A 12,814-nucleotide genomic window follows, 5' to 3' on the forward strand; every position below is an offset into this window, starting at 1 on the left:
TACCTCACACAATGCCAGTGGCGTAGAAAGTGCCGATTACCACGAAAACCGCCAGGGTCTTGATCAGCGTAATACAGAAAATGTCTTTATAGGCCTCACGGTGGGTCAGGCCAGTGACCGCCAGCAACGTGATCACCGCGCCGTTGTGCGGCAAGGTGTCCATGCCGCCACTGGCCATCGCGGCCACGCGGTGCAGCACTTCCAGCGGAATGTTGGCGGCGTGGGCGGCGCTGATGAACTGTTCGGACATCGCCGCCAGGGCGATGCTCATGCCACCCGACGCGGAGCCGGTGATGCCGGCCAGCAGGGTCACGGTGATCGCTTCGTTGACCAGCGGATTGGGAATGCTCTTGAGCCAGTCGGCCAGCACCAGAAACCCCGGCAATGAGGCGATGACCGCACCGAAACCATATTCAGACGCAGTGTTCATCGCTGCCAGTAACGCACCGCTGACGGCGCTTTTGCTGCCTTCGGCGAGCTTGCTTTTGATCGCTTTAAAACCGAATGCCAGGACCATCAGGATGCCGACCAACAGGGCTGCCTGCACCGCCCAGATCGCCGTGAGTTTGGCAATTTCGGTGGTGACGGGCGCGGCCATGCCCGGCAGCGCGAGACTGTGGGTCTTGCCGTACCACTGCGGAATCCACTGGGTAAACAGCAGGTTCATGATGCCCACCGCCAGCAGCGGCGACAGGGCAATCCACGGGTTGGGCAGTTTCAGGTCTTCGGCGGTTTCCGGTTCGTTGCGCAGTTCGGTGCCATAGCCTTCGCCGGCACGCTGAGCCTTGTTGCGTTGGCGCTGTAGAAACAGCATGCCGGCGCAGAACACAAAAATCGTACCGATCACACCCAGCCACGGCGCTGCCCAGGCAGTGGTGTTGAAGAAGGTGCTGGGAATGATGTTCTGGATCTGTGGCGTACCAGGCAGGGCATCCATGGTGAACGAGAACGCGCCGAGGGCGATGGTCGCCGGGATCAGGCGCTTGGGGATGTTGCTCTGGCGGAACATTTCCGCTGCGAACGGGTAGACCGCGAACACGACGACGAACAGCGACACGCCGCCGTAGGTGAGCAGGGCGCAGACCAGCACGATCACCAGCATTGCCTGGCGGGTGCCAAGCAGACGAATCGCTGCCGCGACAATGGAGCGGGAGAAACCCGAGAGTTCGATCAGCTTGCCGAACACGGCGCCGAGCAGGAACACGGGAAAGTAGAGTTTGATGAAGCCGACCATCTTTTCCATGAACACCCCGGTGAAGGCAGGGGCGACGGCGGACGGGTCGGTGAGCAGGACGGCGCCGAGGGCGGCAATCGGGGCAAAAAGGATAACGCTGTAGCCACGGTAGGCCGCGAGCATCAGCAGCGCGAGGGCTGCCAAGGCGATGATCACACTCATGGTGTGCTCCTTCGATTGTTATTTTTGTGGGTGGAACGGGTGTGGGAAGGGCTATAGCGAGATCTGTGCCAGATACTTAAGTTGTTGAAATAAAAGGAATTTAATTGATTTTTGGATACGGCTTTCGAGATTTTGTCTCTATTTTGAGACTTCTATGGCTGTGAGGGAGCTTTCGCGGGCAAGCCCGCTCCCACAGTTGAACGCTTTCCCCTGTGGGAGCGGGCTTGCCCGAGAAGCTTTTGATGTAGTCCAGATCTAGAGAATTGTGTCTCTTTATTGAGACTCTGCAATTCCGAGCGCAATCATTTTTTTATAAAGCGTCGACCGCCCCAGTCCCAGCCGCTGCGCGGCCTCAGTCACCTTGCCCCCGCATTGCGCGAGGGTCGATTGAATCAATTGCCGGTCAAACCGCTCGCGGGCCTGACTGAAGGTCTCGTTGGTTGCTGGCTCTGACAGAGGCGCCAGCGTTCGCTCAACCGGTGTAAACGTGCCAATCGCCGCCCGAATGTCATCCGCCGTCAGTATCAAGTCATCACTGAGCAGAGCTGCTCGCTCCAGCACGTTTCGCAACTCGCGAATGTTTCCCGGCCAGGCGTGCTGACCCAGTAACTCCAGCGCTTCACGATTGAGTTCATGCTGACTACGCAACTCTTCAAGAATCGCTTCACTCAGGGCCGGCAGATCGTCCAATCGTTCCCGTAGCGGCGGCACCTGAATCGGCAGCACGTTGAGTCGGTAGTACAAGTCGGCGCGGAACTCGCCGCGCTTGATCGCCGCTTCCAGATCCGTCGAAGTCGCGGCAATCACCCGCACATCGCTCTGGATCACGTCATTGGAGCCGACGGGCTCGAACTCTTTCTCCTGAAGCACCCGCAGCAATTTGCTCTGCAATGGCAGCGGCATGTCGCCGATCTCGTCGAGAAACAAAGTCCCGCCTTGAGCGATCTGCAACTTGCCGGTGCGGCCCTTGCGATCGGCGCCGGTGAAGGCGCCGGGCGCGGTGCCAAAGAACTCGGCTTCGAGCAGCGCTTCGGGAATCGCCGCGCTGTTGATGCTGACGAACGCCTTGTGCGCCCGAGGTGAAGCGCCGTGAATCGCCTGGGCCAGCAACTCCTTGCCGCTGCCGGTCTCGCCCAGCAGCAAAACCGGCGACTCGGCACTGGCGCTGCGGCGGGCACGGCGTTTGACCTCCAGGCTCGCAGCGCTGGTGCCGATGAAGTGGGCAAAGTTGTATTTGGTCTGCCTTGCGCGCAGCAGCGAACGGGTCGAAGCCAGTTCTTCCTGCATGCTCAGGTAGCGCTTGAGCATCGGCGACAGGCTGCGCAGCTCGTCGAACAGGGCAAAGCCGATGGCGCCGATCACTGCGCCAGCATCGTCGTGGATCGGCAGGCGCATCACCACCAGCGGTTCTTTCGGGGTGTCCTGCATGTCCAGCAGGATCGGTCGCCCGGTGCGCACCACTTCACGCAGCAAGCTACCCGGGATTACGCTTTCGCAAGGCTTGCCAATGGCTCCGGCCGCCGAATCGAGGCCAAAGCGCCGGGCGTAGCGCTCGTTCATCCAGACGATGTTCGCGTCGCGGTCGACAATCACCGTACCTTCGCTCGATTGCTCGATGATCTCGAACAACGAACGGATCGCCAGCGTGCGAACGCGTTGGTAATCCTTGAGGCTTTCGGTGGTGTTCATGGCGGCGTCCATATAGGAGGTCAGGAGGCGCGATTATGCCTACCCCGGATGCGCCGCTGCCAACAGCTCTTTGGTGTAGGGGTGCTGCGGCGAGTCGAACACCTCGTGACTGGCACCGCGTTCGACCACTTTGCCGTCCTTGATCACGATCATGTCATGGGCCAATGCCCGAACCACCGCCAGGTCGTGGCTGATGAACAGGTACGTCAGGCCATGTTTTTCCTGAAGCTGGCGGAGCAGGGCGACGACCTGTTTCTGCACGGTGCGATCCAGTGCCGAAGTCGGCTCATCGAGCAGGATCAGCGCCGGTTTCAGTACCAGCGCCCGGGCAATGGCGATGCGTTGGCGCTGGCCGCCGGAAAATTCGTGGGGGTAGCGATGACGGCTTTCGGGGTCGAGGCCGACTTCCTTGAGTACGCGGATCACCTGGGCGTCGCATTCGTCGGCTGTGGACTGGCAATGGACCTCCAGCCCTTCGCTGATGATCTGTGCCACTGACATGCGCGGGCTGAGGCTGCCGAACGGGTCTTGAAACACCACCTGCATCTGCCGGCGCCATGGGCGCATTTGCTTCTGAGTGAGGCTGTCGAGTGATTGGCCCTGAAAGCGGATGCTGCCGTCGGAATCGAGCAGACGCAGGATCGCCTGGCCCAGCGTAGATTTGCCCGAGCCGGACTCGCCGACGATGCCCAGCGTTTTGCCGCGCTGGATACTCAGGCTGATGCCGTCCACGGCCCGCAGGTATTGTTTGCGCTGGAACAGCCCGCCACCGACCGCGAAGTCGACCCGCAAGTCATCGACTTCCAGCACGTTTTCCCGTTCGTCCCGGGGCAGTGCTTCACCTTCGGGTTCGGCGTTGAGCAACACGCAGCTGTAAGGGTGTTTTGGCTCGGTGAACAAGGTTTCGCACGGTGCCTGCTCGACGATTTCCCCGGCCTTCATCACGCACACTCGTTGGGCGATGCTGCGCACCAGATTCAGATCGTGGCTGATCAGCAGCAGCGACATGCCGAGACGTTGCTGCAGGGATTTGAGCAGCACCAGAATCTTGCGCTGCACGGTGACATCGAGGGCCGTAGTCGGTTCGTCGGCGATCAACAGTTCCGGCTCGCAGGCCAGGGCCATGGCGATCATGACCCGCTGCCGCTGGCCGCCGGACAATTGGTGGGGGTAGGCCTTCAGTCGTTCTTTCGGTTTCTGGATGCCCACCAGCTCGAGCAGTTCGAGAATGCGTTTATGCGCTTCTTTACCACCCATGCCTCGATGCAGGAGCAGTGTCTCGCCGATCTGCTTTTCGATAGTGTGCAATGGGTTGAGCGAGGTCATCGGCTCCTGGAAGATCATGGCGATGCGGTTGCCCCGCAAATCGCGCAAAGTCTTGGGATCGGCACCGACCAGCTCCTGGTCGCGATAGCGAATGCTGCCGGTGGTTTGAGCTTCGCTGTCGGGGAGCAGCTGCAGGATCGAGTGGGCCGTCACCGATTTGCCCGAGCCGGACTCGCCGACCAGCGCCAGGCACTCACCGGGGCGGATGTCCAGGCACAGATTGCGCACCACGGTCTGGCCATGGAAGGCGACGCTGAGGTCACGGATTTCGATCAGGTTGTCAGTCATATCAAGGATCCGTTCATGAGCGTGGGTCAAAGGCGTCGCGCAATGCTTCGCCGATGAATACCAACAAGGACAGAATCAACGCGAGGGTGAAAAACGCCGTCAGTCCCAGCCACGGTGCTTGCAGGTTCTGTTTGCCCTGGCCGATCAACTCGCCCAGCGACGCACTGCCGGCGGGCATGCCGAAACCCAGGAAGTCCAGCGCAGTCAGGGTGGAAATCGCCCCGGTCAGAATGAACGGCAGGTAACTCAACGTGGCATTCATCGCATTGGGCAGGATGTGCCGGAAGATCACCTTGCGGTCGGTCAGTCCCAGCGCCCGTGCAGCCTTGACGTATTCGAGGTTGCGCCCGCGCAGGAATTCGGCACGCACCACGTCTACCAGCGCGAGCCAGGAAAACAGCGCCATGATCCCCAGCAGCCACCAGAAGTTCGGCTCGACAAACCCCGACAGAATGATCAGCAGGTACAGCACCGGCAGCCCCGACCAGACTTCGAGCAGGCGCTGACCGAGCAAGTCGATCCAGCCGCCGTAGTAGCCTTGCAGGGCGCCGGCCGCGATGCCGATCAAGGCGCTGACAAAAGTCAGCATCAGCGCGAACAGGATCGACACCCGCGCGCCGAAAATCACCCGTGCCAGCACGTCCCGTGCCTGATCGTCGGTGCCCAGCCAGTTGACTGAAGTCGGTGGGCTCGGAGCCGGTTTGTTGAGGTCGTAGTTCGGTGTGTCGTCGCTGAACGGGATCGGCGGAAACAGCAGCCAGCCACCGTCCTTGCGGATCAGGTTCTGGACATAGTCGCTGCGGTAATCGGCCTGGAAGGGCAGTTGTCCGCCGAACTCCTGTTCGGTGTGGCGCTTGAACACCGGGAAATACCACTGGCCTTGATAACTGACGACCAGCGGTTTGTCGTTGGCGATCAGTTCGCCACCGAGGCTGATCACGAACAGACCAATGAACAACCACAATGACCACCAGCCCCGACGGTTTTTCTTGAAACGTTCGAAACGGCGACGGCCCAGAGGCGAGAGCTTGAACATCAGGCGTTCCTCGCGGCGAAGTCGATGCGCGGATCGACCAGCGTGTAGCACAGGTCGCCGATCAGTTTTATCAGGAGGCCGAACAGGGTGAAGATGAACAATGAGCCAAACACCACCGGATAATCGCGGGACACGGCCGCTTCGTAGCTCATGCGCCCGAGGCCGTCGAGAGAGAAGATCACCTCGATCAGCAACGAGCCGGCGAAGAACACGCTGATGAAGGCCTGGGGAATACCCGAGACCACCAGCAACATCGCGTTGCGAAAAACGTGGCCATACAGGACCCTGCGCTCGCTCAACCCCTTGGCGCGAGCGGTAACGACGTACTGACGGGTGATTTCATTGAGGAACGAGTTCTTGGTGAGGATGGTCAGGGTTGCAAAGCCGCCGATCACCAGTGCAGTGACCGGCAGAACAAGGTGCCAGAAGTAGTCGGCAATCTTGCCCAGCGTCGACAGCGATTCGAAGTTGTCCGAGACAAGCCCGCGCACGGGAAACCAGTTCAGCGATGTACCGCCGGCAAACACAACGATCAGGAACATCGCGAACAGAAACGCCGGCATCGCGTAACCGATGATGATTGCCGTACTGCTCCAGATATCGAAATGGCTGCCGTGATGCACGGCTTTGCGAATGCCCAGCGGGATCGACACCAGATAGGTGATCAGTGTCGCCCACAGCCCGAGGGAAATGGTCACCGGCATTTTCTGCAGAATCAGGTCGGTAACCGTGGCGCCGCGGAAGAAGCTCTTGCCGAAATCCAGCTGCGCGTAGTTCTTGAGCATCAGCCAAAGGCGTTCATGGGCCGGTTTGTCGAAACCGTACTGCTTTTCGATGTCCTTGATCAGTTGCGGATCAAGACCTCGGCTGGCACGGGAGGTGCCGCTCATGGTCTCGCTGGCACCGCCGCCAACACTGGCGCCACCGATGCCTTGCAGATGGGCGATGGCCTGTTCGACCGGGCCGCCCGGGGCAGCCTGGATGATCACGAAGTTGACCAGCAGAATGATCACCAGCGTCGGAATGATCAGCAGCAGGCGTCGCAGTATGTAAGCCCACATCAATGCGGCCCTCCGGGTCTGCCACGACTGATTTTCTCGGCCGTCATCTGCTGGTTGGTCAGCGGCGTACTGCTGATTTCCCACCAGCTCTCGATCGCTTCGTCATTGCTCGCTTGCACGGTAGGGATACCGAAGCGGTTCCACCACACGGTCGATGTGCCCGGCGGGTAATAGTTGGGAATCCAGTAGTAGTTCCATTGCAGCACCCGGTCCAGCGCGTGGGCGTAATGCAGCATGTCCGCCTGGGTCGAGGCGCGGATCAGGCCGTTGATCAAGGTATCGACCGCCGGGTTCTTCAGCACCATGTAGTTGTTGGCGCCGGGATCGTTGGCCGAAGCGGACCCGAAGTAATTGAGCAGTTCGCCACCTGGCGAGGTGGTGACCGGGTAACCCGTGACAATCATGTCGTAGTCGCGGCTCATCAAGCGATTGACGTATTGCGAGGAATCGATGCGGCGGATGTCGAGGTTGATGCCGATCTGTTTCAAGGTGCGTTTGTAGGGCAGCAGTAATCGGTCCATGCCGTTCTGGCTGACGAGGAAGGTGAAGCTCAACGGCTCGCCCTGAGCGTTGACCAATTGGTCGCCGTCCGGTTTCCAGCCCGCCTGCTCAAGCAGCTCAAGTGCCTGAAGTTGCTTGTCACGGATCAGGCCACTGCCGTCGGTTTTCGGCGCCTCGAAGACCTTCGTGAATACCTCGTCGGGAATTTGTCCGCGCAGAGGTTCAAGGATTTTCAGTTCGGCAGCGTCCGGCAGTTCACGGGCGGCGAGGGCGCTGTTGGAAAAGTAACTCTGTTGGCGGATGTACATGTTGCGCATCATCTGCCGGTTGCTCCATTCGAAGTCCCAGAGCATGGCCAGTGCCTGGCGCACACGTCGATCCTGGAACATCGGTTTTTGCAGGTTGAACACGAAGCCCTGGGCCGATTGCGGCGCTTCGGTTGCCAGGTGAGCTTTTTGCAGGCGTCCGTCGCTCAGGGCCGGGCTGTCGTAGCCTATCGAGTAGCCTGTAGCGGAAAATTCGCGGTTGTAGTCGTATGCGCCGCCTCGCAGCACCTGGCGGGCAACATCGGTGTCGCCGAAGTACTCGATGCTGAAATGATCGAAGTTGTAGAGCCCGCGGCTGACCGGCAAGTCCTTGCCCCACCAGTCGGGATTGCGTTCAAAAGTGATGCTGCGCCCGGAGTCGACCTTGCCGACCCGGTAAGGACCGCTGCCCAGCGGAGGCTCGTAGCCGCCACCGCCGGCGAAGTCCCGGGTCTTCCACCAATGCTCGGGAAACACCGGCAGGGTTGCGATGTCCAGCGGCAGGGTGCGGTTTTCATTGCTTTTAAAATCGAAGCGTACGGTCAGGGGCGCTTCTACTTCGACGCCTTTGACGTCCGCAAACTGGGTGCGATAACGCAGGCTGCCCTGGGTCATCAGCAAATCGTAGGTGTAGCGCACGTCTTCGGCGGTGATCGGTTTGCCGTCGGCGAAGCGTGCCTTGGGATTGATGAAGAAGCGCAGGGACAAACCGTCCTCGGACCGCTCCATCTTCTGTGCCACCAATCCGTAGACAGTGTAGGGCTCGTCCATCGAGCGCTGGGCCAGCGGGGAGTAAAGCAGGCCGTCGATCTGGGTGACGCCGATGCCCTTGTCGATGTAGGGCAAGACATGGTCGAAGTGACCGATTTCGATCGCCGAACGGCGCATCGTTCCGCCCTTGGGAGCCTGCGGGTTGGTGTAGTCGAAGTGACTGAAATTGGCCGGATACTTTGCCGGTTCGCCGTAAACGGTCAATGCATGCTGCGGTGCAGCGCTCACACCCGCCGCGCCCATCAGCAGAGCCACGGCAGTGAACATCAAAGTGGAGAAAGCCAGTCGCATTGTCAGCCTTAGAGCCGGGTAATCGATAAGCGCAATTTGTACGCGAGCGCAGCGCTGTTCGCCAGCCGCGTGGTGTAACCAAAACACAACGGCCCGCCATCTGGCGGGCCGTTACACAGCGCAGCGGACGAAGGATCAGTCCTGACGGCTGGTGACTTCCAGCAGGTGATAACCGAACTGAGTCTTGACCGGGCCTTGCACGACGTTGATCGGTGCGCTGAACACCACGGTATCGAATTCCTTGACCATCTGGCCCGGGCCGAACGAGCCCAGATCACCGCCCTGACGGCTGGACGGGCAGGTGGAATTGGCCTTGGCGACTTCAGCGAAATCGGCGCCGGCTTCAATCTGGGCCTTGAGTTCGTTGCACTTGTCTTCGCTGGAAACCAGGATGTGGCGGGCAGTGGCTTTAGCCATGGGAAAAATCTCCAATCAAATCAGTAAAGGGTGGAGCCTACCGGATTCAGTGGCCGATTTCTCGGCAAAGTTCCGTTCGGTTGCCTGATGGCGGCTCTCAGAGATTAGCGGCCTGCAGGCGCAAGGCGTGCTCGACGTACAACTGGATCGAATCGGCCGAACCGCCGCGCTCTCCGCCAGCCCGGCGCAAGCTGCGCAAGTGATCAAATGGGTAGTCGGACCGGATCACGGTGCCCAGATGGGAACTGTAGCGACCGACAAAACCGTCGTTCTGTTCAGGCTCTGTAATGAAGTATTGCGACAGCGCCCGGCAGATCCCCTGTATCGGGTCGAATGTCTGCGAATTCATTTCCGGCACAACACCGCTCCAGGAGTAGTAGCGGACACCGTTTACCTGTTCGGCTCCCTGTGCACCCCAGCTCTTTGGCAGGGCTTGCGGATATTTGTCATTGAAATCTCCGACTCCTGCGGTCGTCAGGGCATTCAGCGCGGCTATGGCATTTCGCGGAAGGGTGGTGGTTCCGCTGAGCAAGCATAGAAAGTCGGAAAACAGTGTGACCACGTTCTGCGCGACGCTCTCCGGTAGCCGTCCGGGAATCAGTGCCTTGCGCAAGAAGTCTGCGAGCTCCGAGCCATGGTTCGGTCCACTGACCGAGGTCACGGAGGCGACACTTTGTGGGGCAACCGCTGCTGCATAGCGAGCCGCCAGTGCGCCCTGGCTATGGCCGATCAGGTTGACTTTGGTCGCACCTGTGCCTCTGAGCACAGAATCAATCTGCCCGAGCAGTTGTTTGCCTCGTGCTTCATTGTCATGAATGGCTGACAGGTGCGGCACGAACACTTGTACGCCGGCGACCTTCAGTGCCTGTTTGACATCGTGGAACAGCTCAAAAGGGCCGATGCGCTCGAATCCGAACAGACCGTGCACCAACAGGATGGGATAAAGAGTTGAGGTATTTCGTTGCATTTTTCATCCTTGATCGCAGATGTTCATCGATATTTGAACGGTGCCACTCTAAAACAGTCGTTGAGCTCGCGATGTATGAAGAGTCTCGATTCAGCGCTGGAAACTGGATCAGTACGTGCAGGAAACTTCACTATTGTTTGAAATCCGGATCGGAATATTTGGACATCTATTGCATCGTCCAACGTATTTTTTCTGTCGTTGCCTACTTTCTGTGATGCGGTTGCCCGCGGTTTATGGAGCGAACGGACGACATCATTTTTTTGATGAAGCGGCTTGAATGGAGGTTCTTCGACGCAGCCAACCGGCTGCAGGGTATTTCCAGGGAGTGGAGCTACGAATGAATACGCAGAACGTGCAAGAGGCGACGCAGGGCAACGTTTTGGTCGCGACAATGTTCGAATCACCCGGGCTTTCCTGCCGCCATGAATCGGATGGCTCACTGCCGGTTGTCACCCTCGACACTGTGGAGGATGCGGTTCTCGACCCCTCGCGGAACAAGGTCGTCGTCCGGATTGCGCCTTATGCCGATATGGCCTGCGGCGACAGGGTGGTACTGAGCTGGCACGGTCTTGATATCGAGGGTGTGCCTTACCGAAAGGAAATCTTTCGATTCGTCAGTGACGCCCAGTTGGGGAGGGAGATCGTATTCGTCGTCAGAAATCCTCACATCGCTGCTTTGGATGGCGGTTCGCTGGAGGTCTTCTGGACATTGACCAGCGTTACAAGGCGGATGCCGGTGACCTCCGCTCGGACGCGACTCGATGTCGGCGATGTTCGATACAGTCTGCTGCCGGCCATCATTGACGACGCTGTGGGAGGGAGTCTTGAACCTGCACGCGTCCTCGATGGAACCACGGTCACCGTGCAGCCTTACGCCGGAATGACGGCGGGTGACCGGGTGGAGCTGATTTGGCAAGGTCCTGCTGAGCACGCTTCCTTTCGGGACCGCCTGATCGTCGAATCCTTTGCTGTTGGAGAACCGCTGGTATTTGGTGTCGACCCACAATTCATTGCCCCGCACTTGGGCGCAGAGGTGGTGGTTCAATATTGCATAGAACAGAAAAGCGGTGCGATTCGTGATTCAGGGGTGGCGCGAGTCAGCATTGCTTCGCTGGTGCGAGATGAATTGGTCGCGCCACAAGTGCTGGAGGCGGAAGGCGATGTGCTCGACGTAAACGACTCCATTGATGGCGTCAGTGTAATGATCAGCAACGCGCAGCTGGAAGTTGGAGAACTGGTCTATCTCAAGTGCGATGGAGAGTTCTTCTTTCATCGAGATGATCGGGAAATCAGTATCGGGATGGAAACTGAGCCGCTGGTCTTTGTCGTTCCCCATCGATTCTGGCGTGAACACATCAATACGGTCGTACGTGTGTCTTATTCAGTCGAGCGACTGGATGATGTCAGCCAGGTCTCCGATGTGGTCTTGTTGCGCGTACAGGAATGATCAAGCAGCCTTCCGTGCGTACTCGCAACGGAAGGCTGGTTTTGCAATCAGAGTGAGGGTTCTTTCCGAAGGCGGTCGGCTGCATCGAGCAGCAGGTGTTCCGTGGCGCTGAAGCCCAGGCAACCGTCGGTCACGGAAACACCGTAACGCAACGATTCGCTCAGGGGCTGGCAGCCTTCGAACAGGTGCGACTCGATCATCATGCCGACCAGCGAGCGGTCTCCTTGGAGACGTTGTTCCAGCACATCGTTGAAAACCTCGGGCTGGCGCAGAGGGTCCTTGCCGCTGTTGGCGTGACTGCAATCGACCATGATTCGGCTCGGGATCTTCAGGCGGCTCAGTTCTGTATGGATTCGGGAAACACTGGCGCGATCGTAGTTCGGTCCTTGATGGCCGCCGCGCAGGACCAGATGCGTGTCCGGGTTACCCGAAGTCGGGATGATTGCCGGATGGCCCTGGCTGTCTATACCGAAATGGCGATGTGGATGAGCCGCTGAGCGCATCGCGTCGACGGCGATTGATACGCCCCCATCGGTGCCGTTCTTGAAACCGACCGGCATGCACAGTCCGCTGGCCATCTCGCGATGAATCTGTGATTCAGTTGTTCGCGCGCCGATGGCAACCCAACTGAGCAGGTCATCGAAGTAACCGGCGGCCATGGGTTGCAGCAGCTCGGTGGCAACAGGCAGGCCGAGGCGGATCATTTCCAGCATCAGTTCGCGTGACAATGTCAGGCCCGCGGCCATGTCATCGCTGCCGTCCAGGTGCGGATCGTAGGCCAGACCCTTCCAACCGACGGTAGTGCGGGGTTTTTCGACGTAAGCACGCATCACGAGCAGCATTTCCTGACTGACGTCGTTGGCCAGTCGGGCAAGTTTTTCGGCGTATTCGAGCGCTGATTCGGGATCGTGAATGGAGCAAGGGCCGACGACGACCAGCAAACGGTGGTCTTCGCCGTTGAGAATGGCGCGGATGGCCTGGCGGTGGCTGGCAACCTGCTGGTTCAAGGCATTGCTCAGGGGCAATTGCTGCTTGAGTTGCAGCGAACTGGGCAGACGCAGGGTCAATGCTTCGTTGGCCGGGTTCAGGGTGGACAGTGGCAGAGCAGAGACGGACGAGTTCATATTGGATCTTCCTGGGCTGGTCGCGGGTCTTTCCCGCCGACTCGGCCCTATTGGGGTGTTCGACAGTTGGCCGTATTGGCTACATGTGTTGGCTTGCCACCTGTGGGTGACCGATCGGAGGCGGCAGGCTGTCCCGAGCGGAGGCTGCTAAATCGCCAGGCGGTAGAGCTGTCGTAACGGTAATAAGTGGTGTAG

General features: G+C 59.3%; 10 protein-coding genes. 1 reads left to right on the top strand and 9 read right to left on the bottom strand.

Annotated features, from left to right (window positions below):
- Positions 1-4: 4 nt before the first annotated feature.
- The 8 genes from ACW9HX_RS10410 to ACW9HX_RS10445 form a co-directional block, all read right to left on the bottom strand.
- A complete protein-coding gene (locus ACW9HX_RS10410; RefSeq protein ID WP_007952055.1) occupies positions 5-1,396 on the bottom strand; it encodes a GntP family permease in 1,392 nt (463 codons plus the stop codon).
- 273 nt (positions 1,397-1,669) lie between these two features.
- Positions 1,670-3,085 (bottom strand): sigma-54 interaction domain-containing protein, encoded by a 1,416-nt coding sequence (locus ACW9HX_RS10415; RefSeq protein WP_457380528.1) that lies wholly within the window; start codon positions 3,083-3,085, stop codon positions 1,670-1,672.
- 39 nt (positions 3,086-3,124) lie between these two features.
- Positions 3,125-4,699 carry an ABC transporter ATP-binding protein gene (locus ACW9HX_RS10420; RefSeq protein ID WP_457380529.1) on the bottom strand — a complete coding sequence of 525 codons (1,575 nt, stop codon included), beginning with the start codon at positions 4,697-4,699 and terminating at the stop codon, positions 3,125-3,127.
- Positions 4,700-4,712: 13 nt separating this feature from the next.
- Complete coding sequence (locus ACW9HX_RS10425; RefSeq protein ID WP_102622254.1) at positions 4,713-5,735, bottom strand: ABC transporter permease; 1,023 nt, start codon at positions 5,733-5,735, stop codon at positions 4,713-4,715.
- On the bottom strand, positions 5,735-6,796 hold the full coding sequence (locus tag ACW9HX_RS10430) for a microcin C ABC transporter permease YejB (protein WP_265814325.1): 1,062 nt from the start codon (positions 6,794-6,796) through the stop codon (positions 5,735-5,737). The genes ACW9HX_RS10425 and ACW9HX_RS10430 overlap by 1 nt, the downstream gene beginning before the upstream one ends.
- Complete coding sequence (locus tag ACW9HX_RS10435; protein WP_457380530.1) at positions 6,796-8,664, bottom strand: extracellular solute-binding protein; 1,869 nt, start codon at positions 8,662-8,664, stop codon at positions 6,796-6,798. The genes ACW9HX_RS10430 and ACW9HX_RS10435 overlap by 1 nt, the downstream gene beginning before the upstream one ends.
- 135 nt (positions 8,665-8,799) lie before the next feature.
- Positions 8,800-9,081: a peptidylprolyl isomerase gene (locus ACW9HX_RS10440; RefSeq protein ID WP_041478733.1), complete on the bottom strand. Its 282-nt coding sequence runs from the start codon at positions 9,079-9,081 to the stop codon at positions 8,800-8,802.
- A gap of 97 nt (positions 9,082-9,178) precedes the next feature.
- Complete coding sequence (locus ACW9HX_RS10445) at positions 9,179-10,048, bottom strand: esterase/lipase family protein (protein ID WP_457380531.1); 870 nt, start codon at positions 10,046-10,048, stop codon at positions 9,179-9,181.
- Positions 10,049-10,385: 337 nt separating this feature from the next.
- Here ACW9HX_RS10445 and ACW9HX_RS10450 point away from each other — a divergent pair, with 337 nt between their 5' ends.
- Complete coding sequence (locus ACW9HX_RS10450) at positions 10,386-11,495, top strand: hypothetical protein (protein ID WP_457380532.1); 1,110 nt, start codon at positions 10,386-10,388, stop codon at positions 11,493-11,495.
- A gap of 47 nt (positions 11,496-11,542) precedes the next feature.
- Here the strand turns inward: ACW9HX_RS10450 and ACW9HX_RS10455 are convergent, their stop codons facing one another.
- On the bottom strand, positions 11,543-12,619 hold the full coding sequence (locus ACW9HX_RS10455) for a 3-deoxy-7-phosphoheptulonate synthase (protein ID WP_457380533.1): 1,077 nt from the start codon (positions 12,617-12,619) through the stop codon (positions 11,543-11,545).
- Between the last annotated feature and the right edge of the window lie 195 nt (positions 12,620-12,814).

Source organism: Pseudomonas sp. SDO52101_S400 (assembly GCF_054071635.1).